The following is a 24851-nucleotide window of genomic DNA, read 5'->3' as shown; positions in this document are numbered from 1 at the left end:
ATGACGATGGAGTCCTTGCCGCCGGAGAAGAGGATCACCGGCCGCTCGAACTCGCCCGCGACCTCACGGAAGATGTGCACCGCCTCGGACTCCAGCGCCTCCAGATGGCCGAGGGCGTACGCCCCCCTCGGCGTGTCGTGGGCTGCGGCCGGCTCGGTCGCGAAGGTCGTCATGCGAGATCCCTTTCCGTCAGGAGGTCGTGCAGGCGGGCCGTCGACTCCCACACGGTCTGCCGCTGCGACTCGATCCGCAGATCGGGGTCCGCCGGCACTTCGTACGGGTCGTCGACCCCGGTGAGCCCGCTGATCTCGCCCGCGGCCTGCTTGGCGTACAGGCCCTTCACGTCGCGCGCCGAGCACACGTCGACCGGAGTGGCCACGTGCACCTCCAGGTACGGGGTGGACGAGGCCCGGTGGCTGTCGCGGACCGCGTCGCGCGCGGCCGCGTACGGGGCGATCACCGGGACGAGGACGAGGAGGCCGTTGCGCGCCAGCACCTCGGCGACCATGCCGATCCGCCGGACGTTGGTGTCGCGGTCCTCGCGGGAGAATCCGAGACCGGCCGAGAGGAAGGTGCGGCACCGGTCGCCGTCCAGGATCTCGACCCGGCGCCCCTCGTCGCGCAGCCGGCGGGCCAGTGCCTCGGCGATCGTCGTCTTGCCGGCGCTCGGCAGGCCCGTGAGCCAGACCGTCGCGCCCGGGCGGCAGGTGCAGACCGGGGCGGGACCGCCCGCCGGGGGCGCCGACCGGCCGGGGGCCGGGGGCGCCGCGGGTCCGGCGGGGCTGAACACTGTCGTGGTTGTCATCCGTCTGTTCCCGCTCCTTCGGGGTGGAGAGTCAGCCGGTCCTTCGTGGCGGTGGCCACGGCGGCCCGGCCCGACGGCCAGGCGAGGGTTCCGCCCTCGCGCCAGAGGTCCGTCTGGTCGTCGTAGTGGGCGTGGAAGGCGTGGCCCGAGGCGCCGGTGAGATTGATCCAGCGCGAGGCGTCGAAGTCGGCGAAGTCGATGACCATCCGCATCGAGGGCACCCAGTTCACCTCGTAGCCCTGCGAGGCGTCCCAGCCGGTCGCGTCGACCGTGGCGGAACCGCCGCCGACCTCCAGCGGCTCGTGGTTCAGCAGCCACTGGACCGGCGCGGGGCCGCCCGTGCCGATCGTCTCGTTGCGCAGGGTCAGCGTGTGCAGGGCGCCCCAGCGCCAGGCGCGCGGGTCGTCGCCGAGCCGTCCCGAGAGCTCCTCGGCCGCGTCGTCCATCGCGGCCCTCAGCACGTCGTCACGGGTGCGCAGACCCCGCGGATCGCTGGAGTTGCTCCACCAGGGGTCGTCGGGGCGTGCCGCGAGCCGGCGGACGATCTCGTACCAGAGGCCGCCGCCGTCGACGTGGAGCTGGGCGCGGTTGCCCACGAGCTCGTCGTGGAAGGTCAGCCTGAGCAGGTTGCTCCAGACCGCGTTGAAGTACGCGGCGGGCGCCGAGTCGGCGCCCTGGCCGAAGTCCCAGCCGCGCAGCAGGTCCTGGGCGGCCCGCGCGTCCTTGCCGGGCGTGACCGCGAGGAGCAGCGGCGTGAGGGTCGCGGCGTTGCCGTTGTAGGTGTCGAGCTGGATCCGCTGCATCGCGGCCGCGTCCAGCTTCCCGCTCTTCTCGATCAGCTCGGCGATGCGCTCGCTGCGGTAGCCGTCGCCCCAGTTCCGGGTGAGCGGGTAGGGGTAGGACGGGCCGACCGCGGCGTTGTTCGCCGTGACGATGTAGCCCGACGCGGGGTCGAACGAGCGGGGCAGGCGGTCGAAGGGGACGAAGCCCTTCCAGTCGTACTCGCCGGTCCAGCCGGGAACGGGCCAGCGGCCGTCGCCCTTGGCCCGCACCGGGATCCGGCCGGGTGCCTGGTACCCGATGTGGCCTCGGCGGTCGGCGTAGACGAGGTTCTGCGCGGGGGAGGAGAACAGGGCGGCGCCCGCGCGGAACGACGCCCAGTCCTTGGCCGCGTCGAGTCGGAAGACGGCGTCCATGGTTCGTCCGGGGTCGAGCGCGCTCCACCGCATGGCCACGGCGTGGTCGCCGCCGCCGGCCCGGTCGACGCCCGGCGCGCGGCCGTCGGTGGCGATCGCCTTCGCCTTGGGGAAGGCGTCGGAGATCAGCGGGCCGTGGTGGGTGGAGCGGACGGTGATCGTCCGGCTGTCGCCGCCGGCGACCCGGATGACCTCCTTCCGCGTCTCCAGCGGCAGCGTGCGGTCCCGGTGGCGGTACGAGGAGGCGCCGTCGAGCTTCTCCACGAACAGGTCGGTGTCGGCGGGCGCCAGATTGGTGACGCCCCAGCCGATGTCCGCGTTGTGCCCGACGATGACGCCCGGCATGCCGGAGAAGCCGAAGCCGGAGACGTCGTACGGGCAGGAGGCGGTGACCGCGGTGCAGTGCAGTCCGACCTGGTACCAGACGCCCGGCATGGAGGGCGACAGGTGCGGGTCGTTGGCGAGGAGCGGCTTTCCGGAGACCGTACGGCTGCCGGACACCACCCAGGAGTTGGACCCGATGCCGGACCCGCGCGGTCCGAGCACGCGGTCGACGCCGTCCAGCGCGTCCGAGGCGAGGCCGAGCGGGCTCGCCGACGTCGCAGCGAGTCCGCCGCCCGCGGCGGCGGGGGTGACCGCCGTGCCGGCGGCGGCCCGTCCGTCCGGCGTCGCGGCGGCCGGGACGGTGCCCTGGCTGCTCGCGCTGTCGGTGACGATCGGCCGCCAGCGGGCGAAGTCGTACTCGGGGAAGAGGGAGTCGACCTGGGCGTCGGAAAGAGTGACGGCCAGCAGGGAGTGCCTGACCTGGTCGGAGAGGGTCGCGTTCAGGTTCCAGGCGAGCGCCTTCAGCCAGGACACCGAGTCGGCAGGGCTCCAGGGCTCCGGCGTGTAGGACAGGCCGCCCAGCGAGAGCAGCGGGTACTCGACGGAGAGGTCGGCGCCCCGGTGGTCCGCGAGATAGGCGTTCACCCCCGCCGCGTACGCGTCGAGGTTGGACCGGGTCGACGGTTCGAGGAGGGCCAGCTCGCGCTCGGCGACCCGTCGCCAGCCCATGGTGCGGATGAGCGAGTCCGTCTCCACCTGGCTCTCGCCGAAGAGCTCGGCGAGCCGGCCGGAGGTGATGTGCCGGCGCACGTCCATCTCCCAGAACCGGTCCTGGGCGTGCACGAAGCCCTGTGCGAGGAACAGGTCGTGGGCGTTGTCGGCGTAGATCTGCGGGATGCCCGCGGCGTCCCTGGCGACCGTCACCCGGCCCTGAAGTCCCGGTACCGCGAGCTCGCCGGCCACGGTCGGGAAGGAGGCGCGCACCGTGCGGGTCGCCGTCAGGCCGGCCGCGCAGACGGTCACCACGAGCAGGACCGTCAGGCACCAGGCCGTCACCCGCAGCCGGCGCCACCAGCGGGTGCGGCGGCGCGGCGGGGCCGCGGGGGACTCCGGATCAGGGGGGCTCGCCGCCGGCTCCGTGCCCGGTGAGCCGGGCAGGGTCGGCGGCTCCATCACTTCGCTCATCTCGTCGTTTCCCATGCTCGGCGGAAGTCTCCGCACCGAAGGTCGCAGGGGTGCCGTCCGGCCGTAAGCCAGGGAATCTCCTGACAGAGGGCCGCTGCCCGTCCCGCCGTTGTCCGTCCCGCCGCCGGCCGGCCCGCGACGCGCCGCCGGCGGACGGACAGCGAACGGATAGCGGATCGAGAGCCGATCGACAGCGGTGGCCTGTTGCCTGGGCGCACCAGGACGGCGAGGGCCCGTCCGGACACGGAGGCGGACATGCCGGTGACGGCGCTCTGGGCGGCACCACGATCGCGTTCGACCGCGTTCTTCCGGTCGATGCTGCAGTACGGCGAACTCACCGCACTGCACGAGCCGTTCTGCAACGTGGCCGACTTCGGGGAGACCGAGGTCGCCGGGCGGGTGGTCCGCTCCGAGCGGGAACTCATCGACGCCGTCGTGGAACTGGCGAAGGACCGGGAGGTGTTCTTCAAGGACACCACCGACCACCGCTACGCGGAGGTCCTGGAGGACCGGCGCTTCCTGGCCGGGACCCGGCACACCTTCCTCATCCGCAGGCCGGAGGAGGTCGCGGCCTCGTTCTACGCCCTCCAGCCCGACATGACGGTCTCCGACATCGGGATCGAGGGCCTGTACGAGGTGTACCGGGCGGTCCTGGACGCGGGCGGCCCGCCTCCCGTGGTCGTCGACTCGGACGACCTGGTGAACCGGCCCGCGCAGACCATGGCGGCGTACTGCGCGGCGCTCGGCCTCACCTACCGCGAGGAGGCGCTCAACTGGAGCGCGAGCAAGCGCGAGGAGTGGCAGCGCACCGATCGCTGGCACGTGGCGGTCAGCAACAGCACGGGCTTCTCCAAGAGCCGGTCCAGCTACCGGCACACGGTCGGGAACACCCCGCTGCTCGCCGAGTTCGCCGCCCATCACCAGCCGTTCTACGAGCTGTTGCGCGCCGTCCGGCTCCCGGTGGGGGAGCCGGCCAGGGTCGAGGAGGCGGCGCCGGCCGTGTGACGACCCGGCTCGCCCCGCCGGGCACCCCGGCCGGCGGGCCGCCCGCCCGAGGCCGGGGCGGGCGCCGCGATCCGCCGGCGGCCGTCAGGCGGCCGCCAGGGCCCGCCGGTCGACCTTGCCGTTGCGGGTCAGCGGGATCTCGTCGAGGACGACGACGCGGCCCGGCACCATGTAGAGGGGCAGCACCTCTCCCAGATACGCCTGGACCGCGGCGGTGCCGGGCACCTCCGGACCGGTGACGTACGCGACCAGGACGGGCTCCGAGCCCTCCTCGGACGGGCGGTGCAGGTCCACCACCGCGTCCTTGATCCCCGGGTGCGACAGCAGGACCTCCTCGACCTCGCCCGGCTCGATCCGGTGGCCGTGCAGCTTGATCTGCGTGTCGATCCGGCCGGCGAACTCCAGACCCGTCCCGTCGGGCATCCACCGCACCAGGTCACCCGTGCGGTACAGCCGCTCGCCGTGGGCGCCGAAGGGGTCGGGCACGAACTTCAGGGCCGTCAGCCCCGGCCGGTCGAGGTAGCCGCGGACCACCCCCGCGCCGCCCATGAGCAGCTCGCCGTACTCGCCCGCCGGCACCGGCTCGCCGTCCGGCGAGACCACGAGGGCCCGGAGGTTCGGCATCGCCTCGCCGATCAGCGGCTTGGGGACGCCGGCCGCCGGATCGTGGCGCTGCTCGGTGCAGGCCACCGTCACCTCCGTCGGACCGTACTGGTTGTTCACGACCCGCTCCGCCGAGGACCAGCGGTCCGCCTGGAAGCGGCTCAGCTGCTCGCCGCCCACGTTCAGCACCCGCAGCGCGGGCAGGTCGGCGGGGTCGAGCAGCGGCAGGATCGCCGTGGTGAACGACACCACCGACACGCCCTCGGAGCTCATCAGCGCCGTCAGCGCGCGGGGGTCGAGCAGCGTCAGCGCCGAACCCTGCACGAGGGTCGCGCCGTTGGTGAGCGCCCCGAAGACCTCCAGGACGTGCACGTCGAAGCAGGGGTTGGTGAACTGGAGCCACCGGTCGCCGGGACCGATCGTGAACTGGCGGGCCATGTGGGCGGTCAGGTTGACCGCCCCGCGGTGCGGCACCAGCGTTCCCTTCGGCCGCCCCGTCGATCCGGAGGTGTAGATCACGTACGCCAGCTGGTCCTGACGGGCCGGCAGCCCCGGGTCGACGTCCGGCAGCGCCGCCAGCATGTCCGCGGTGTACGGGTCGTCCAGGCAGACGACCGCGGCCTCGTCGGGCACCCGCGCCGCCAGCGCCGTCGAGGTGACGACCATGTCGCAGCCGGCGTCCCGCAGGAGGTAGCCGAGCCGGTCGGCCGGCTGCTCCGGGTCCATCGGCAGGTACGCGCCGCCGGCCTTCAGCACCGCGAGCATCGCGAGCGGCAGGTGCGGGCCGCGTTCCATGAGCACCCCGACCACCGACTCGCGCGCCACGCCGAGCCGGCGCAGATGGGCGGCGAGCCGGTTGGCGCGGCCGTCGAGTTCGGCGTAGGTCCAGGTGGCGCCCTCGAAGCGGAGGGCGGGCGCGTCGGGGGTGCGCGCCGCCCACCGCGCCACGCGCTCGTGCAGGCAGGGCAGCGCGTGCAGGTCGTCCGGGCCGCCCGGGTCGGTCAGGGCCTCCGGTCCGGTCGGGTCCGTCAGGCGGGCGGGTTCGGTCAGGTCGGTCGCTTCGGTCGTCCGCATCGTCTTTCCACTCCTGGTCGGTTGTCCCTCGCCGCCGGTCCGCCCTCGGCCGGCGGCCGTACGTGCCGTCCGCCTCAGCCGGCCAGCAGCGCGTCCACGTCCTCGTCGCTGAGGTCGCCGATCTCCTGGGCGAGCCGGGCGACCGCCGCCACGTCCACGCCCTGCTCCTCGCCCGCCGCCGCCACGACGGCCGCCTGCCGCTCCACGTCGGTCGCCTCGAAGACGGCCCGCAGCGGGATCTCGACGCCGAGGATCTCGCCGATCAGCGCGGCGATCCGGGTCGCGGCGAGCGAGTAGCCGCCGAGTTCGAAGAAGTCGTCCCTGACCCCGATCCGCTCGATGTTGAGGACGCTGCCCCACACCTCGGCGAGCAGGCTCTCCAGCGGGGTCCGGGGCGCGACGAAGGAGCCCTGCAGGTCGGGGCGGGCGCTGCCCACGGCCGGCAGCGCCGACCGGTCGGCCTTGCCACTGACCGCGAGCGGCAGCCGGTCCAGGGCGACGAAATGGGCGGGGACCATGTGGTCGGGCAGGGTGCGGCGCAGCAGGGCCCGCAGCTCGGAGACCGTCACGGCCGCGCCGTCGGCGGGCACGTAGTACGCGGCCAGCGTCGTCTCGCCGGTCTCCCGGACGGGGTTGACCACCGCCTCCGCGACACCGGGGCAGGCGGCGAGCGCCGCCTCGATCTCGCCCAGCTCGATGCGGAAGCCCCGCACCTTGACCTGGTCGTCGATGCGGCCCAGGTAGTCGAGCTGCCCGTCGGCGGTCCACCGGGCCAGGTCGCCGGTGCGGTACATGCGCTCCCCGGGGCCGGAGAACGGGTCGGGGAGGAACCTCTCGGCGGTCAGCCCCGGCCGCCGGTGGTAGCCGCGGGCGAGCCCGACGCCGGCCACGTACAGCTCGCCCGCCACGCCGACGGGCACCGGGCGCAGGCGTCCGTCGAGCACGTAGGCGCGGGCGCGGGACATCGGCCGCCCGATCGACACCGCGCTGGGGCCGATCCGGTCCCCGGGCTCCACCCGGAGGGCGACGCAGCCGACGGTGGCCTCGGTCGGCCCGTACTCGTTGACGACGGCCGTCCCCGGGAAGCGCGTCCGCCACTGGTCGAGGACCTCGCCGATCAGCGCCTCCCCGCCGATCACCAGGTCCTGGGTCGGCGAGAACTCCTCCGGCAGGGCCTGGACGAGCGGCAGATGACTCGGGGTGATCTTGAGCAGGTCGAGCCGGCCCTCACCGCCGGGCAGGCGGTCGCGCAGACCGTCCAGTTCGCCGACGACGATGCGGCCGCCGACGGTGAGCGGGCCGAGCAGGGTCGTCACCGACAGGTCGACCGACACGGGGGAGTGGAGCAGGGAGGAGCCGGCCAGCCCCGGGTAGTCGTGGCGGCAGGCGTCCAGGTAGTCCGCCAGGGCGCGGTGCCCGATGAGGACGCCCTTCGGGCGGCCGGTCGACCCGGAGGTGTAGATCGCGTACGCCAGGTTCCCGGCCCGCAGCGGCGCGATGCGGTCGGCGTCCGTCGGGTCGTGGTCCGGGTACCCGGCGAGGGCCTCCCGGACGTCGCCGGCGTCGAGGACGATCCGGGGCGTGCCGCCGGTGAGGGCCGCCGGCACGTCGTCGGTGGTGACCACCACGGAGGGGGCGGAGTCGGCGAGCAGGTAGGCGATCCTGTGGGCGGGCAGCGCCGGGTCCACCGGGACGTAGGCGGCGCCCGTCTTGAGGACGGCGAGCACGGCGGTCACGAGTCCGGCCGACCGCGGAAGCATCAGCGCGACCATCCGCTCGGGTCCGGCGCCGCGGTCGATCAGCAGCCGGGCCAGCCGGTTGGCCTCGGCGTTGAGCCGCCCGTAGGTGAGGGTCCCGGCGTCGGAGACGACCGCCGGAGCGTCCGGGACGGCGGCGGCCCGCGCCTCGATCAGCGCGGGAGCGAGCGCGGCCGGCGCCTCGGTGCCGGTGTCGTTCCACTCGGTCACGAGGCGGTGCTCGTCCTCGGCTCGCAGCAGCGGAAGGGTTCCGACGGGTTCCTCGGGACGGTCGACGGCGGCGGCCAGCAGGGTCGCGTACTGCGTCCACATCCGCTCGACCGTCGACACGTCGAAGAGGTCCGTGCTGTAGTCGATGACGCCCTCGAAGCAACCGTCCGCGTCCCACAACTGGACGTTGAGGTCGAGATGGGTCGCCTTGCGGCGCACCGGGACGGCCGCCAGGGACAGGTCGCCGACGGAGACCGCGGGCATGGGCGCGTTCTGCACCAGGAACATCACCTGGGCGAGCGGCTGATGGCTCAGGTCCCGCTTGGGGGCCAGGTCCTCCACCAGCCGGTCGAACGGCAGGTCCTGGTGCTCGACGCCGTCCAGGACGGTACGGCCTACCTGCGTCGCCAGTTCGGCGAAGGTCGGGTCGTCCGCGAGGGAGGTCCGGAACAGCAGGACGTTGATGAAGCAGCCGATCAGGCCCTCGACCTGCGGGGTGCGGTTGGCGACCCCGCTGCTGACGGTGATGTCCTCGCCGCCCGTCCAGCGGCCCAGGGCCGTCTGGAAGGCGGCGAGCAGCGCGGCGAACGGGGTGACGCCCAGCGCCCGCGCCGCGCGGGTGACGGCCGCGGAGGTCTCCGGCGTGAGCCGCACGGGCAGGGTGGCGCCCCGGTACGACTGGACGGCCGGACGCGGCCGGTCGGCGGGCAGTTCGAGCACCGGGGGCGCCCCGCGCAGCTGCTCGCGCCAGTAGCCGAGCAGCTCCTCGGTGCGGGCCTCGTCCAGCTGCTCCTGCTGCCAGGCGGTGTAGTCGACGTACTGGACCTCGGGAGCGGGCAGCCCGGCCTCCTCGCCGGAGCGGTGCGCCGCGTACAGCCGGGCCAGCTCCCCGACGAAGATCCCGCAGGACCAGGAGTCGGAGATCAGGTGGTGCAGGGTGACGGCCAGGACGTGGTCGTCGTCGGCCAGCCGGAGCAGCTCGACCCGGATCAGGCGGCCCGTCAGGTCGAAGGGACGTGCGGCGCCCTCGGCGATCAGCGAGGACAGCGCGTCCTCGTCCGTGGCGGCCGGATCGCCGGTGAGGTCGCGGACGGCGACCTCCACGTGCGGGTCGTCCTCGACGACCTGGCCGAGCACGCCGTCGACCGTGCGGAAGACCGTGCGCAGCGACTCGTGACGGTGCGCCACCTCCCGGACGGACGAGGTGAGCGCCGGGGTGTCCAGGGTGCCGCGCAGCCGGACCGCGAAGGGGACGTGATAGGCCGAGCCGCCCGGGTACAGCTGCTCGATGATCATGATCCGTTGCTGGGCGGGCGTGGCGGGAAAGACCAGCGGCGCGGTGGGTTCCGCGACGGCGGACAGGGTCGGGTTCATCTGCTTCGTCTCCACGGGATGCGTCATGAGCCGCTCTGCCGGCTCAGCTGGCGTGCGGCGCGCAGGGCCCGCAGCTTGTCCTTCCCGCCACCCGGCGCGGCGAGGGTGACCGCCCGGGTGCGGTCGATCGGCCGGATGCGGCTCGCGGACGGGCCCTCGCCCAGGGCGTCCACCGCCGCCGCGAGGCGCTCCAGGGTGGGGTTCTCGAACATCACCCGGAGGGGCAGCTGCGCCCCGAGCGACTCGTGGACCCGCACCGCGAAGCGCGACATCAGCAGCGAGTGGGCACCGTGGTCGAAGAGGTTGTCGGTCCGGCCGATCACCGCCCCCTCCAGCAACCCACCAAGAATCACGGCGAGTTCGCGCTCGGTCGCGGTGGCCGGCCCGGTCGGGGCGCCGCCCGTCGGCAGGGTCGGGGCGCGCAGTGCCGCCCGGTCCACCTTGCCGCTGGTGTTCAGCGGGAAGTCGTCCACCCACACGAAGCGGGTGGGAACCATATAGCCGGGCAACACCTGGGCCAGGGCCCGGCGCAGGTCGCCGGCCGCGGCCCGCTCGTCGAAGTCGCCCCCGCCCACCCGCTCGTTCCGCCGGACGTACGCCACCAGCGTCGCGGGCCCGTCGGGATCCGGGCGGTGTGCCACCGCCACACCCATCCGCACCGACGGCAGCGAACCGAGCGCGGCGTCGATCTCGCCCAGCTCGATCCGGTGCCCGTTGACCTTCACCTGGTTGTCGATCCGGCCCAGCAGCTCGATCCGGCCGTCGGCGGTGAGCTTCGCCAGGTCACCGGTGCGGTAGAGCCGGCCGCCGGGGGTGTCGCCGTACGGGTCGGGGACGAACACCGAGGCCGTGAGGCCGGGGCGGCCCAGATAGCCCCGCGCCAGACCGTCGCCGCCGATCATCAGCTCGCCCGCGACGCCGGCCGGAGCCGGCTCCAGGCGCTCGTCGAGCACGTACACGCGGGTGTTCGCGACGGGGCCGCCGATCGGCGTGGCGCCCTCGGGCGGCTCGGTCACCTCGGCCGCGGTCGACCAGACGGTCGTCTCCGTGGGGCCGTACAGGTTCCACAGCGAGCGGCAGCCGCGGTCGAGCAACTGCCGTGCCAGCCCCGGCGGGAGCGCCTCGCCGCCGCTGAGCACGGCCGTTCCCGGCGCGCCGTGCCAGCCCGCGTCGCAGAGCAGCCGCCAGGTGGCCGGGGTCGCCTGCATCAGGGCGAACGCGCCGGTGTCGAGACGCATCCGCAGCTGCTCGCCGCTGCCCGCGACGGTCCTCGGCACGAGGTGCGCGCAGCCGCCGGTGGTCAGCGGAAGGTAGATCTCGAGCCCGGAGATGTCGAAGGAGAAGGTGGTCACGGCGAGCAGCCGGTCTCCCGCGACAGGACCGAGCAGGGCCGTCATGCCGCTGAGGAAGTTGGCGAGCGCGCCGTGCGGGATGTGCACGCCCTTGGGACGGCCCGTCGAGCCCGAGGTGTAGAGCACGTAGGCCGCCTGCGCCGGGCGCACGGTGACCGCGGGCGGGGTGCCCGCCGCCTCCGCCAGCTCCGGGCCGAGCTCGTCCAGCAGCAGTCGCCGGGCGATCCCGGCGTCGGCGGTGACACCGGCGAGCGCGGAGTCGGTGACGAGGGTGCGGGCACCGCTGTCGGCGAGCAGATAGGCGATGCGTTCGGCCGGCAGGTGCGGATCGACGGGGAGGTAGGTGCCGCCGGCCCGCAGTACCGCGAGCATGGCGACGACCATCTCCCGGGCGTGCGGGAGGTGCACCGCGACGACGTCCTCGGGACGCAGGCCGCGGGCCAGGAGCAGCCGGGCCAGCCGGTTGACGGCCTCGTCCAGCTCCCGGTACGTCAGGGTCGGCACCGTGACGGCCCGGGCCGCGTCCGGCGGCCCGCCGAGCGGGTACTCGACGTCGTCGTACGCCAGCGCGGGAGCGTCGGGCGTCAGGACGGCCTGCGCGGCCACCCGCTCGTGCACCGGCACCCCGGTCGTGTCCGGGACCCGGGTGTCGTTGAGGGCGTGGAGCAGGGTGCGCCGCTCCCGCGCGCCGAGCAGCGGCAGCAGACCGGCCGGCAGGCCGGGGTCCCCCGCCACCGCGTCGAGGAGCACCGTCAGGCGCTCCACCAGCCGGTCGGCCGTCCCGGCGTCGAAGAGGTCGCGGTCGAACTGGAGCATGCCGGCCAGCACGCCGTCCACGTCGGCGAAGGTCAGCTGGAGGTCGAGCTGGGCGTCCGGCGGGTCCAGCGGCACGGGCCGCAGTTCCGGGCCGCCCAGGTCGAACCGGGCCGCCGGATCCCCGAGCACGAAGCCGGCCAGCGGACCGCCCTGCAAGGTGAACAGCGCCTGCACCAGAGGGGAGCGGCTCGGATCGCGCGGCACGCGGCTGCGCTCCACCAGCAGCGACAGCGGCAGCCCCGCGTGGCGCAGCGCCGCGGGCACCCCGCGGGCCGCCCGGCGCAGCAGCCCGGTGAAGGGCTCGGCCGGATCGATGTCCGCCCGCAGCACGGCCGTGTTGAGGAACGGGCCGACGGTGTCGGCGAAGTGCGCCTGCTCGCGGCCGTGCACGGGCGAGCCGACCAGCACGGTCCGCTGCCCGCTGATCCGCGACAGGAGCAGCTGGTAGGCGCTCAGCAGCACGGTGTAGAGCGTGGTGCCCTCGGCGTGCGCGAGCTCCGCCAGGCGCGCCGAGGTGGCGGCCGACAGGCGGAAGCGGCGCACCCCGCCCCTGCCCCGCTGCTCCGGCGGCCGCCCGTGGTCGGCCGGGAGCTCCAGGACCGTGGGCGCGTCCGTCAGCTCGCGCCGCCAGAACTCCCACAGCCGCTCGCCCTCGGGCCCGCCGAGCAGCTCCGAGTGGCGGCCGGCCGCCGCGGTGAAGCCCGGCACCGCCGCGGGCAGGGGGTCCGTCCCTCCGGTCTCCGCCCGGTAGTGCAGGCCGAGTTCCCGCAACAGGATCTCCAGCGACCAGAGGTCCGCCACCATGTGGTGGGCGGCCACGACCAGGCGGTGTTCGCGGGGGCCGCACGTCAGCAGCGCCACCCGCAGCAGCGGCCCGGAGGCCAGGTCGAAGGGGGCGTACGCGTGGGCCGCGAGCTCGGCCCGCAGGCGCTCCTCGGACCAGCCCGTCGCGTCGGCCTCGGTGAACTCCGGGGGCAGCTCGGCGTGCACCCGCTGCACGGGGCCGTCGCCGACGGAGGGGAAGGTGGTGCGCAGCGCCGGATGCCTGTGGACCACGGCCTCCAGCGCCCGGCGCAGCGCGGCCGCGTCCAGGTCGCCGGTGAGGGCGCAGGCGGTGGACAGGTGGTAGGCGCTGCTCTCCGGACGGACCTGGTGCAGGAACCACATGGCCCGCTGGCCGTGGGACAGCTCGCCGTCGCCGGGCGGAGTGTCCGCCGGCGGCGCGTCCGCCGCGCTTCCGGCACCCGCGACGAGGGCCGCCGCCAGGTCCTCGATCCCGAGCGAGAAGGCGTCCTCGGCGGTCAGCTCCACCCGGAACGCCCGCTGCAGCCGGTGCTGGAGACGGACGGTGTCCAGGGAGTCGAGACCGGCCTCGGCGGCCGGCACGTCCAGCGGGACCTGCTCGGCGGGGACGCGCAGCAGCTCCGCGACGCACGCCCGTACGTAGGCGACGACGCCCTCCGGGTCGGTCGGCGCCGGAACGGCGAGCGTGTCGGCCGCCTCCTCGGCCGTCCGCGCCGGCTCGTCGCCGTGGCTGCCGACGACGAGCAGCGAGCCGTCGAGGTGCGCGGCCCGGCAGGCGTGCCGGGCGACCTTGCCGCTGGAGGTGCGGGGCAGGGAGGCCGTACGGATCAGCACGACGGTGTGCGGGCGGACCTCGTGCCGCTCCGCGATCCGCGCCTGGATCGCGCGGGCCAGCGCGTCCGGGTCCTCCACACCGTGCCCGTGGATCAACTCCTGCACGAGCACGAGCTGTTCCGTGGCGTCGGGGCCGGGGACGGAGAAGGCCGCGCCGCCGCCCGAGCGCAGCGCGGGGGAGACCCCCTCGGCCGTCAGCTCGATGTCCTGCGGGTAGTGGTTGCGGCCACGGACGATGATCAGGTCCTTGCGGCGCCCGGTCACGTACAGCTCGCCGCCGTCGAGGAAGCCCAGGTCACCGGTGCGCAGGAAGGCGGTGCCGTCCCCGCCGTCGATCCGCGCCCCGAAGGTGTCGGCGACGGCGTCCGTACGGTTCCAGTAGCCGCGGGCGACACTGGGCCCCGCCACCCAGATCTCGCCGATCCCGCCCGGGGCGACCGGCCCGCGTGTCACGGGATCGACGATCTCCAGCCGCTGTTCGGGCGGCAGCACGCCCGAAGCGGCAAGTTCGCCGACCGCTCCGGAACCGTCCGGCGCCTCGGCGGTGCGGAAGCCGGTACGGGCCGGCCCGCCCGTGACCAGCAGCGACGCCTCCGCCAGGCCGTAGCAGGGCAGCATGGCGTCGGGGCGGAAGCCGGAGACGGCGAAGGCGTCGGCGAAGCGCCGCAGCGAGCCCGGCCGGACCGGCTCGGCGCCGTTGAACGCCACCCGCCAGGACGAGAGGTCCAGGGCGGCCCGCTCCTCCTCGGTGGTCCGCTCGACCGCCAGGTCGTAGGCGAAGTTGGGCCCTCCGGTGACGGTCGCCCGCTCCTCGCTCACCACCGTCAGCCAGCGCAGCGGATCACGGGCGAAGGTGCTCGGCGCCATCAGGGACATCGTGCCCCCGGCGCGGACGGTGCCCATGACCGAGCCGATCAGCCCCATGTCGTGGTACATCGGCAGCCACGACACCCCGCGCATCTCGGTGTCCAGCTCGAAGACCCGGCCGATCATCGCCGTGTTGGCCAGCAGGTTGCCGTGGCTGAGGACCACCCCGCGCGGCGTCGAGGTGGATCCGGAGGTGTACTGGAGGAACGCGACGGTGTCCTCGTCGAGCGCGGGCGGCCGCCAGTCGGGCGCGTCGTCCGGCGTCATCGAGTCCGTCGCCACCAGACGCAGCGCCGGCACCCCGTCGTCCCCGGCGAGCCGCGGCGCGAGCCGGCCCCGGATCACCTCGGTGGTGAGCGCCGTGTCCGCGCCGCTGTCCCGCACGATCGCCGCCAGCCGCTCGACGGAGCGCGGGTGCCGGCTCGGCGGGTAGGCGGGGACGGCGACGACACCCGCGTACAGGCAGCCGAAGAAGGTGCTGACGTAGTCGAGGCCCGCGGGGAACAGCAGCACCGCGGTGCGCCCCGAGAGTCCCAGCGCCGTCAGCCGCGCCGCGATGGTCCGCGCCCGCAGGTCGAGACCGGCGTAGTCCAGCTCCTCGGCCGGTCCGGGCTCCTCGGCATGGAAGCGGAAGGCCGTCGCGTGCGGCCGACTCCGCGCCGCACCGGAAAGTACGTCTCGCCAGTTCATGGGTAACGACCTCACCTCGATCACAGCGGTGCCTACGGTCCTCACCCTGGCCCAGCACGGCCCCACGACGAGATCGGTACTTTCCCCGACTGCCCCTGCGGCGGCCGGGCGGCGAGAGTCCGTCAGGGTGCCCGGTCCCCGGTCTCCCGCTGATGCCGGACGAGACCCGTGGAAGGTGACCATGACGACGACCGAACCGATCGGCGCGGCCGAGGGAGGCGTCCGGACACCCGAACGCCATCCGCTGCGCACCAGCCGGGACTACCGGGCCCTGTGGGCGGGGGACCTGGTGTCCCAGTTCGGGTCGAAGATCACCGAGTTCGTGCTGCCGCTGCTCGTGCTGACGACCCTGGATGCCGGTGGGGTGCAGGTGGGGCTGCTCCAGACGCTCTACATGGCGCCGTTCTTCCTGCTGCCGCTGTTCGCGGGGGTCTGGCTGGAGCGCAGGGCGGGCCGGCCCGTGATGATCGCCGCGGACCTCGCCCGGTTCGCCCTGGTGCTCGGCGTCCCCGTACTGGCCCTGCTGGACCTCCTCGCGCTGTGGCACGTCTACCTCATCGCGCTGGTCGGCGGCGCACTGACGATCGTGTACGACATCGCCGCCACGTCCTACCTGCCCCGGCTGCTCCCGGAGCGGCAGCTCCCGGCGGCCAACAGCCTGGTGACGGTCAACCAGGCGCTCGGCGGGACGGGCGGACCGGGGCTCGCCGGCTGGCTGACCGGCCTCTTCGGTCCGGCCGCCACACTCGTCTTCGACGCCCTGTCCTACCTCGCCTCGGCCAGCGCGCTGATGCTGATCCGGCACCGCGAGAAGACGGTCCCGCGACCGGCCGACCGCGACCTGCGCGGTGAACTCGCCGAAGGGCTCCGCTCGGTGCTCGGCAGCGCCCCCATCCGCGCCGTCGCCGTGCACGCCGGCATCTACAACGCCGGCATAGCCCTGGTGAACCTGGCGTTCCTGATGCGCTTCGTCCGCGAACTCGGGCACGGGGGCGCCGACTTCGGAGTGGTCATGGTGGCCGGGGGCATCGGCGCGATCCTCGGCGCCCTCACGGCGCCGGCCCTGATCCGCCGGCTCGGCTTCGGCCGGGCGTTCCTCACGGTGCTGTCCTTCTCGACCACCGCGTACTTCCTGCTCACCGCCGTCGACGGCGGTTCCGGCGACCTCCTGTGGGCAGCGCTCGCCTACTTCCTGGGCACGGCCGGCGCCTCGGCCGGGAGCGTCATCGCGGTGACGATGCGTCAGCGGCTCACCCCACCCGGGGTCTACGCCCGGATGACGGCCACCTACCGGCTGATCACCTTCGGCATGCTCACCCTGGGGACGACCACCGCCGGTGTGCTCACCGACACCGTCGGCGCCCGCGTCACCCTGATGGGAGCGCCCGTCGTGCTGCTGCTGTCCGTCCTGCCGATCTGCGGGCGTTCCGTACGGACCCTCGGCCGGATCCCGGACCGCGCGCCGGCCTGACCGGCCCCGGTGGTCAGCCCACCGTCACCCCGGCGGTCCGCTGCGCGCCCGCACCGGCCCTCGCCTCGTCCTCCGTCCCGGATTCCGGGGCGGAGGACGACGGCACCGAGTCGAAGACGGGTATCCGGCGCACGGCGCTGAGATAGGGCGTGCCCTCGGTGTAGCCGGTGCCGCTGCGCTCGCCCAGCATCCGCACCGCCAGCCGGTAGTGCGTCTGCCGCCAGCGCCGCAGCGCCGACGCGAAACCGGCCATGGCGCCGGTCAGCCCGTCCCGGACGTCCTCTCCGTCGCCCCGGCGCGCCCGGTACCCGCGGTAGGCGTCGTCCAGCGTCCGCTGCCCGTCGAGGACCCCGGCCCGGACCTCCGGCACCGACCGGTAGGCGTGCGAGTGCAGCCGTTCGGCGTCCGGGGTACGGCACAGCGACTCCACGAGCTTGTATCCGCGCGACTGGATGGCGCTGGCGCCCTCCGTGAACTGCCGGAACTCCTGGAACGCCGCCGCCTGCATGGTCGCCAGCAGCGAGAAGAGCGGCGCCGACTCCGCGAGCGCGGACTCGGCCACCCCGAGACTGCGCACCGCGCCTGCCTCGTCGTCCGCGTCCAGCGCCGCGATCGACGCCCGCAGCCGGACGACGAGCAGTGCGAACGTCGCCTCGAAGGCCTGCAGCACCCGGACGAACAGGTACTCGTCGTGCGAGACGTACACCGGGAGCATGCTCAGCCGCAGCACCTGGCGCTCCCCCTCGTCCAGGGCCCCCGAGACGGTCTCCCACAGGAGTCCGGCGGCCTCGCCCGGCTCCGCACCGGGATCCGGGTGGTCGAGCCCGAGGCGGCGCAGCGCCGGCAGTGCCACCCGCAGGGCCAGCCGGTACCGCTTCGCCACCAGCGAGGCGTCGGGGCGCAGTTCGGGGAAGAGGTCGGTGGCGCCGGCCGCCGCCTCCCGCTCGAAGCGCAGCAGGTCGGCCAGCAGCATCGAGACCAGCCGGTCCCGGTGGTCGCGCACCCGGGTCCCCGGACCGGCGTCCGGCGCCGCCAGCAGGACGAGCGCGGTGTAGGTCGGGTAGTCGTAGCGCCCGTCCCACTTGTCCAGCGCGGTGTCCAGGAAGCCGTCGAGCAGCCTGCGGCCGGGCGCCACGGACGCCTCGGGGGGCAGCTCGGCCAGCCGCTCGCGTGCCGCGGCGAGGGACGCCAGCAGCCCGTCCGCGACGAAGTGCTTGCCCACCCGGTGGAACTCCGCGAGCACCGGCCGGTAGGGGAAGGCGGCGGCCTCGGGGGCGTCGAGCCACGCGGTCAGCTCGCGCATGTGCGCAGCCCCCCGTCGGTGCCCGTCGTCGCGACGGCGGAGGTCTCGACCGCGTCGCCCATCGGCCCGGTGCGGGTCAGCTCGGTGCGGGTGTGCCACAGCTCCGGGAAGAACGTGTGGCTGATCAGCTTGGTGAGGACACCGATCGGGATGCCCTTGGTGCCCACGACGTCGTCGCCGAGGAGCCGCAGCGCCATCTTGCAGTGCTCGATCCGCCAGAGCGAGATCCGCTCGTCCCAGCCGATCAGCGCCTCCGCGAGCCGGTGCGCCGCCGTGTCCGGCTGCGACCGGTAGACCTCCGCCAGATCGATGCCCTGCTCGGCGACGACGCGGGTGAAGACCCGGCCGAGCAGCTCGGTGGTGCGGCGGGTGGCCTTCCAGCCGGGTGACTCGAAGCCCGAGCCGTGCCCCAGGACGGTACGGATGATCTGGAAGTCCCAGGGGGACAGCCGGCGCATCATCTCCAGCTGGTCGGTGGCGAACCGGGCGCCGAGCGTGGCCCGTTCGAGGAGCCGTACGGCCGTGTCGAAGGCACCGTCCTCGATCAGCCGGGTCGCCTCGGTGAGTTCGTGGCAGGCCAGCTTGAGCCAGAGCTCGGTGGACTGGTGGACGGTCTGGAAGAGCAGCTCGTCGCGGTGGATCATCTCCTCGGGGCGCCGCTGCAGGGACAGCAGCGTGTCCGTGCGCATGTAGCGGGCGTAGTCCGTGGCGCCCTCGCCCGGCAGGACGGGGACCGCGTAGTCGTCGGTGGTCGGTGCGGACACGGTGGTTCTCCTGATCAGAGGGCGGGGACGGCCACGGGGACGGCCCCGGAGCCGACGGACGTCATGAGTTCGCGGACGGTGTGCCGGCCGAGCATCCGGTCCAGCGGGAGTTCGAGGCCGCGGTCGCGGGCGGCCATGACGATCCGGACCGCCCGCATCGAGTTGCCGCCGAGCGCGTAGAACTCGTCGTGCACCCCGACCTCGCCGACTTCGAGGACCTCCCGCCACAGCTCGACGAGCAGGTGCTCGCCCGGCGTCTCCGGCAGCCCGCCGCCGAGGGCGGCGACCGGATCCGGGAGCGCCTCCGGCTCCGCCGCCGCGGGCGCCTCCCGGGCGTCGGCGACCGGGCACGGCAGCATCGACACGGGCGTGCCGGGCGCGGCGGAGGCCGCGCGCAGGACCGACAGCACCGAGCGGGCGACGAGTTCGGCGGTCTCCGGGACGAACAGGTCGGCGGAGAGCGAGACATGGCCGAGCAGCGCGTCGTCGGACTCGACGATGTCCGCGACCGCGTCGAAGTGCAGTGCCGTGTCGGGGAGTTCCACCGGATCGAGCCGGACGCCGGGGATCGATCCGAGGTGCAGCGGGACGGCCCGCTGCACGTTGAGCAGGGTCTGCACGACCGGGAGCCGGCCGGCCCGCCGCTCCGGCTGAGCCCGCTCCACCATCAGCTCGAACGGCACGTCGGCGTGGGTGTACGCCTCCACGCAGCGGTCCCGGACCTGGGCGAGGACGGCACCGAACGAAGGGTCGCCGGACAGGTCGACGCGCACCGGCAGGGTGTTGACGAAGAAGCCGACCAGCGGCTCCAGGTCGACCTCGGGCCGCCCCGCGACCGGCATCCCGACCACCACGTCCTCCTGGCGGCTCCACCGTGACAGGACCACGGCGTAGCCCGCGAGCGCCACCATCGACGCGGTGACCCCGCCGCCCGGGGCCGTCGCCCGCACCTGCCGCACCACGGGGGCCGACACCTTCACCGGGGCGGAGACCGCCGCGTACGCCCGCTCCGGCGGCTGCGGCAGATCGGCCGGCAGCCGCAGCTCCCGCACCCCGGCGAGCCGCGTCGCCCAGTGGTCCAGCTGCTCCTCCAGCGCGCCGGTCTCCACCTGCTCGCGCTGCCAGACCGCGTAGTCGGCGTACTGCAGGGGCAGTTCCTCCAGCGTGTGCCCGGTACCGCGCAGGCACGGCTCGTACAGGGTCGTCAGCTCGCGCAGCAGGACCCCCAGGGAGAGGCCGTCGCAGACGCTGTGGTGCACCAGGGCGACCAGGACGTGGTCGTCCTCGCCGACCCGCAGCAGGGAGCAGCGCAGCAGCGGTCCCGCGGCCAGGTCGAACGGCTCGCGGCTGAGGGTCGCGGCGAGCGCGACGGCCCCGTCGACACCGTCCGGCACGTCCACGACGGGCAGTTCGACCGGCGCGGGGGCCGACACGATCTGGGCGATCTCGTTGCCCGCCGGCCGCAGCACCGTGCGCAGCACCTCGTGCCGCGCGACGACCTCGGTCAGCGCCCGCTCCAGCGCGCCGGTGTCCACCGGGCCGCGCAGCCGCAGCGCGGCCCGCATGGTGTAGAGGGCGGATCCGCGCTGGGCCTGCTCCACGAGCCAGAGCCGCTGCTGCCCGAAGGAGGCGGGCAGGGTGAAGAGTTCCTCGGTCATCTCAGGACTCCGAAGTCGAAGGGGCGGGTACGCGGTAGCGCGACCGGTCGATCCGGCGCAGCGCGGGCGCCGAGGCGGGTCGGCGGCGGGCGCTGGTCACGGCCTGGGCCATGGCCCGGACCGTCGGGGCCGTGAACAGCCGGTCGAGCGGGAGCTCGACCTCCTGCCGGGCGCGTACCCGGGCGATCAGCTTGGTGGCGAGCAGGGAGTGCCCGCCCAGGTCGAAGAAGTTGTCGGTGACGCCGACCCGCTCGACCCCGAGCACCTCCGACCAGAGCGCGCACAGCTCCCGCTCCAGGTCGCTGGCCGGGGCGGTGTGCCCGGCACCGGACTCGGCCGGCAGCGGATCGGGCAGCCGGGCGCGGTCGAGCTTGCCGTTCGGGCTGAGCGGCCATTCCGGTACGAGCACCAGGGCGGAGGGCACCATGTGCGCGGGCAGCGTCTCCCGCAGGTACGCCCGCAGGCGCTCCACGAGTCCGGCGCCGTCGTCGGCGGCGTCCGGCGCGCCCGCGGGCCGCACGTGCCCGACCAGGACGGGAGTGCCGGAGCGTCCGGCGCGCAGCCCGACGACGGCCGAGTCGACCTCCGGCCGGGCGCGCAGCGCCGCCTCGATCTCGCCGGGCTCGATCCGCATGCCGCGCAGCTTGATCTGGTGGTCGATGCGGCCCAGGTACTGGATCGTGCCGTCGCTCCGCCACCGGCACAGGTCGCCGGTGCGGTACAGCCGGCCGCCCGGCTCGCCGAACGGGTCCGGCACGAACCGCTCCGCGGTCAGCCCCGGTCGGCGCCAGTAGCCGCGGCCGACTGCCACCCCGCCGAGCAGCAGCTCACCGGGCACGCCGACGGGCACGGGCCGGCCGGACGCGTCGACGACGTACACCCGGGCGCCGTCGAGGGGGCGGCCGATGGGCACGGAGGAGCCATAGCCCTCGGCGCACGCGTACCAGGTCACGTCGACGGCGGCCTCGGTCGGCCCGTACAGGTTGAACAGCGCCGCCTCCGGCAACGCCGCCGCGCAGGCGTCGGCGAGCGCGGCGGGCAGTTCCTCGCCGCTGCACACGATCCGGCGCAGCGCCGTACCGGCCCGCTCCAGCCGGTCCGCGCCGAGGAAGGCCGCCAGCATCGACGGCACGAAGTGGACGGTGGTGACGCCGGCCGACTCGATCAGCGCGCACAGGCGCTCGGGGTCGCGGTGGCTGCCGGGCGGGGCCAGCACGCACCGGCCGCCGACCATCAGCGGCCAGAACAGCTCCCACACGGACACGTCGAAGCCGACGGGAGTCTTCTGCAGGACCCCCTCACCCTCGGCCAGGCCCAGGGTGCGGTGCATCCACAGCAGGCGGTTGACCACCGCGCGGTGCTCGTTCATGGCGCCCTTGGGGCGGCCCGTGGAACCGGACGTGAAGATCACGTACGCCAGGTCGCCCGCGCCGGCCCCGGAGTCCGGCCGGTCCTCCGGCCGCCCGTCGATCAGGCCGGCGTCCTTCCGGTGGCAGAGCACCCGGGCCCCGGCCGCCGTCGCCGCCTCGACCAGTCCGGCCGGCACGGCCGTGGTGTCGGTGACCACCACCTCGGCCCCGGCGTCGGCGAGCATCGTCTCGATGCGGGCCTGGGGGTAGTCCGCCTCGAGCGGCAGGTACGCGCCGCCCGCCTTGAGCACCGCGAGGAGGGTGACCATCAGCTCGGGGGAGCGCGGCAGGGCCACGCCGACCGGCTTCCCCGGCCCCACCCCCAGCTCCCGCAGTGCCCACGCCAGCCGGTTGGCCCGGCGGTCGAGCGCGGCGTACGTCAGGGTGCGGCCCTCGCACTCCACCGCGACCAGGTCCGGGGTGCGATCCGCCTGCGCCTCGATGTGCGCGTGCACCGTCGGCTGCGGAGCGGGGACCGGGGGCACCCCGGCGCCGCTCCAGTCCGCCACGAGCCGGGTGCGGTCCTCCTCGGTGAGCACGGCGAGCGCGGACAGCGCGGTCTCCGGGTCGCCGGTCTCCAGCACCAGGCGCAGCGCCGTGCCGATCCGGGCGGCGGTCTCCGCGTCGAACAGCTCCGTGCTGTACTCGATCAGCCCGTCGAAGCCGCCGTCGGCGCGCGGGGTGAGGTCGACGGCCAGGTCGAACTTGGCGGTCCCGGTGTCGAGCCGTACCGGCACCATCTCCAGCTCGCCGACGACGACGGACGCGCGCGGGCGCTCGTCGCTCTGGAAGAGGTGACGGACCAGCGGGGTCCGGCCGCCCGCGTCGCGCTGCGGCCGCAACTCCTCCACGAGGTGGTCGAAGGGCAGGTCGGCGTTCCCCCGCGCGTCCAGGACCTCGTCCCGCATCCGGGTCACCAGGTCCCGCAGGCTCGGGTCTCCGGACAGGTCGATCCGCACCGGCAGGGTGTTGACGAAGAAGCCCACCAGCGAGGCGACCTCGGCCCGCCCCCGGCCCGCCACCGGCGTCCCCACCACCACGTCCCGCTGTCCGCTGAACCGGCCGAGCACGGCCGCGAAGGCGGCGATGCCCACCACGAAGGGGGTGGTACGGCAGCCGTCCGCCAGGTCGGAGATCCGGCGTCCGGCCTCGGGCCCGACCCGGAAGCGGGTCTGGGCGCCCGCGAACGACGGAGCCGCCGGGCGCGGCCGGTCGGTGGCGACCTCCACGAGGGCCGCCCCGTCGAGCCGGGACCGCCAGTGCTCCAGCTGACCGGCGGCGGCGGGGGACTCCAGCCACCGGGACTGCCACGCCGCGTAGTCGGCGTACTGCACCGGCAGTTCCGGCAGGCGCGGCTCCGTTCCCGTCGTGTACGCGCCGTACAGCTCCACCAGCTCGCCGACGAGGACCTGGAGCGACCAGCCGTCGGACACCGCGTGGTGCATCGCCAGTACGAGCAGGTGCTCTCCGTCGCTGCTGCGCAGCAGCCGGCAGCGCAGCAGCGGCCCTTCCGCCAGGTCGAAGGGTTCGGCCGCGATGCGTCCGGCGAGCGCCACGGCGGCGTCCGCGCCGGTCTCGGCGACGGCGACCAGCGGGATGGGCGTGTCCGCCGCGGGCAGCACCACCTGCTCCACGGACCCGTCGGGACCCGGCCGGAACACCGTGCGCAGCGCCTCGTGGCGGCGGACGATCGCACCGAGCGACCGCTCCAGGGCCGCCGTGTCGAAGGGTCCGCGCAGCCAGACCCCGCAGCCGATGTTGTACACCGGGCTGCCGGGGCGCAGTTGGTCGAAGAACCACAGCCGGCGCTGACCACCGGACAGGCCGGCGGGGGCGTCGGGGTCGGGACGCCGGGTGACGCCGTCCGTGGCGACGGCGAGGCCGCGCTGCTCGCGCAGCCGCTTCAGCAGCGCGGCGCGCCGGGGGGAGAGGAGGTCGGAATCCATGAGGTCACGGGCCTTCGTCCGCAGGGGCCGGGTCAGGGGTGGCTGCGCAGCAGCTCGATGAGGCGCTCGGTGCCGAACTCGAGGGCGTCGACGGGCACCCGCTCGTCCGCGCAGTGCAGCAGCCGTCGGTGGTCGCTGCCCGCGGGCAGCCGCAGCGGCAGCCAGCCGTAGCAGCGGATGCCGAGCCGGGCGAAGATCCCGGCGTCGGTGGAGGCGGGGCTCATCATGGGGAGCGGCACGGCCTCGGGGTCCGCCGTCCGCAGGATCGACTCCAGGCGGTCGTAGAACGCCCCGAACTCCGGTTCCGCGATCAGCTCCGGGCGCACCCGGGGGTCCTCGTGGAGGAGCTCGACGGCGACGTCCTCGCCGATCAGCGGACGGATCTCGGCGATCAGGTCCGCCACCTCGAACGCGCCCGGCAGGATCCGCCCGTCGACGTCCACGGTGATCTCCGCCGGGATCACGTTGATCTTCCGGCCGGCGCGCACCACGGTCGGGTTGACCGTGTGCCGCAGCACCGAGTCCAGTTGGAGGGCCTCGTCCAGCGGCAGCCCGGTGGGCGGCGCGTCGTCCGCGTCGTCCGTCCGCAGGCGCTCGACGGAGGCGGCGAGCGGGCCGGGCAGCGCCCCGGCGAGGGAGGCGAGCATCCGGTCCGCGGCCGGGGTGCGGTGGCGGGGCAGCCGCACGCCGCTCAGCGCCGTGAGCACCCCGCCGAGCCGGGCCACCGGATTGCCGGGGGCGGCCAGTCGTGAGCCGTGCCCGCCCGGGCCGCGCAGCGTGAGCCGCAGCCAGCCGGGACGCTTCTCGGCGACGACGATCGGGTGGAAGCGGACGCCCGCCAGCTCGATGCCGGCGCCGCCCTCCTCGCCGATGCCGTAGCGGACGCCGTCGAAGAGTTCGGGATGGTTCTCCACGAGGTACGTCGCGCCCGCGGTGCTGCCGTTCTCCTCGTCGGCGACGACGGCCAGGATCACGTCCCCGGCCGGCCGCTCGCCCCGCTCCCGCAGCCGGAACAGGGCCGCCAGCATCATCGCCAGGCCGCCCTTCATGTCGATGGCGCCCCGGCCCCACACCTCGCCGTCGACGAGGCGGCCCTCGAACGGCGGATGCGTCCACCGCTGCCCCGTCACCGGGACGACGTCCGCGTGGGCGTGCAGCAGCAGGGGGGGAGCCTCGCCCCGGCCGGGGAAGCGGACCACGAGGTTGGCGCGTTCCCGGCTCGGGCCCACCACCTTGTACTCGCTCACGCCCGCGTCCACCAGGAGGCGTTCGAGGTGGGCGATCAGGGCGCTCTCGTCGCCGGGCGGATTGGTGGTGTCGATACGGATCAGGTCCCGCAGCAGGGGCACGGGATCGAGGAACGGGGACACGGCGGGATCGGCCGGCATGGAAAGGGGACCTTTC

At 74.5% G+C, this 24851-nt stretch carries 12 protein-coding genes and 1 pseudogene; 2 read left to right on the top strand and 11 right to left on the bottom strand.

Annotation, left to right across the window (positions count from 1 at the left end):
- From ACGFZF_RS32955 to ACGFZF_RS32945, 3 genes and pseudogenes are all read right to left on the bottom strand, one after another.
- Nucleotides 1-173: pseudogene (locus ACGFZF_RS32955) on the bottom strand (sulfate adenylyltransferase small subunit); the annotation flags it as partial.
- Entirely contained in the window at nucleotides 170-805 is a 636-nt protein-coding gene (gene cysC / locus ACGFZF_RS32950) for an adenylyl-sulfate kinase (RefSeq protein ID WP_393560221.1), read from the bottom strand. The gene cysC and the pseudogene ACGFZF_RS32955, both read right to left, overlap by 4 nt.
- The gene (locus ACGFZF_RS32945) at nucleotides 802-3525 is read right to left on the bottom strand and encodes a penicillin acylase family protein (RefSeq protein ID WP_393560219.1); all 2724 of its coding nucleotides are present in this window, start codon (nucleotides 3523-3525) and stop codon (nucleotides 802-804) included. Before ACGFZF_RS32945 ends, cysC begins: the two co-directional genes overlap by 4 nt.
- A gap of 240 nt (nucleotides 3526-3765) precedes the next feature.
- Here ACGFZF_RS32945 and ACGFZF_RS32940 point away from each other — a divergent pair, with 240 nt between their 5' ends.
- Entirely contained in the window at nucleotides 3766-4515 is a 750-nt protein-coding gene (locus tag ACGFZF_RS32940) for a sulfotransferase family protein (protein ID WP_393560217.1), read from the top strand.
- An 84-nt stretch (nucleotides 4516-4599) separates the two neighbouring features.
- On the opposite strand, the gene ACGFZF_RS32935 is transcribed toward ACGFZF_RS32940, so the two are convergent.
- From ACGFZF_RS32935 to ACGFZF_RS32925, 3 genes are all read right to left on the bottom strand, one after another.
- A complete protein-coding gene (locus ACGFZF_RS32935; RefSeq protein WP_393560215.1) occupies nucleotides 4600-6192 on the bottom strand; it encodes an amino acid adenylation domain-containing protein in 1593 nt (530 codons plus the stop codon).
- 74 nt (nucleotides 6193-6266) lie between these two features.
- Nucleotides 6267-9560 (bottom strand): amino acid adenylation domain-containing protein, encoded by a 3294-nt coding sequence (locus ACGFZF_RS32930; protein ID WP_393560213.1) that lies wholly within the window; start codon nucleotides 9558-9560, stop codon nucleotides 6267-6269.
- A complete protein-coding gene (locus ACGFZF_RS32925; RefSeq protein ID WP_393560211.1) occupies nucleotides 9557-14896 on the bottom strand; it encodes an amino acid adenylation domain-containing protein in 5340 nt (1779 codons plus the stop codon). The genes ACGFZF_RS32930 and ACGFZF_RS32925 overlap by 4 nt, the downstream gene beginning before the upstream one ends.
- Before the next feature lie 181 nt (nucleotides 14897-15077).
- Between ACGFZF_RS32925 and ACGFZF_RS32920 the strand changes: the two genes are divergently transcribed.
- Nucleotides 15078-16367: an MFS transporter gene (locus ACGFZF_RS32920; RefSeq protein WP_393560209.1), complete on the top strand. Its 1290-nt coding sequence runs from the start codon at nucleotides 15078-15080 to the stop codon at nucleotides 16365-16367.
- Between the two features lie 13 nt (nucleotides 16368-16380).
- Here the strand turns inward: ACGFZF_RS32920 and ACGFZF_RS32915 are convergent, their stop codons facing one another.
- Genes ACGFZF_RS32915 through ACGFZF_RS32895 form a run of 5 tightly spaced genes read right to left on the bottom strand, consistent with a single transcriptional unit; the run spans nucleotide 16381 to nucleotide 24835 of the window.
- Nucleotides 16381-17670 carry a tryptophan 2,3-dioxygenase gene (locus ACGFZF_RS32915; protein WP_393560207.1) on the bottom strand — a complete coding sequence of 430 codons (1290 nt, stop codon included), beginning with the start codon at nucleotides 17668-17670 and terminating at the stop codon, nucleotides 16381-16383.
- Nucleotides 17658-18434: a tryptophan 2,3-dioxygenase family protein gene (locus tag ACGFZF_RS32910; RefSeq protein ID WP_356605447.1), complete on the bottom strand. Its 777-nt coding sequence runs from the start codon at nucleotides 18432-18434 to the stop codon at nucleotides 17658-17660. The genes ACGFZF_RS32915 and ACGFZF_RS32910 overlap by 13 nt, the downstream gene beginning before the upstream one ends.
- A 14-nt stretch (nucleotides 18435-18448) precedes the next feature.
- Nucleotides 18449-20092 (bottom strand): condensation domain-containing protein, encoded by a 1644-nt coding sequence (locus tag ACGFZF_RS32905; RefSeq protein ID WP_393560204.1) that lies wholly within the window; start codon nucleotides 20090-20092, stop codon nucleotides 18449-18451.
- Nucleotide 20093: 1 nt separating this feature from the next.
- Nucleotides 20094-23447, bottom strand: coding sequence for an amino acid adenylation domain-containing protein (locus ACGFZF_RS32900; RefSeq protein WP_393560202.1), 3354 nt, complete (start codon nucleotides 23445-23447; stop codon nucleotides 20094-20096).
- 32 nt (nucleotides 23448-23479) lie between these two features.
- On the bottom strand, nucleotides 23480-24835 hold the full coding sequence (locus ACGFZF_RS32895; protein WP_393560200.1) for a M20/M25/M40 family metallo-hydrolase: 1356 nt from the start codon (nucleotides 24833-24835) through the stop codon (nucleotides 23480-23482).
- Nucleotides 24836-24851 lie beyond the last annotated feature (16 nt).

The organism is Streptomyces sp. NPDC048338 (assembly GCF_043201055.1).
Classification (GTDB): domain Bacteria; phylum Actinomycetota; class Actinomycetes; order Streptomycetales; family Streptomycetaceae; genus Streptomyces.
This window is presented reverse-complemented; position numbering and strand designations above follow the sequence as displayed.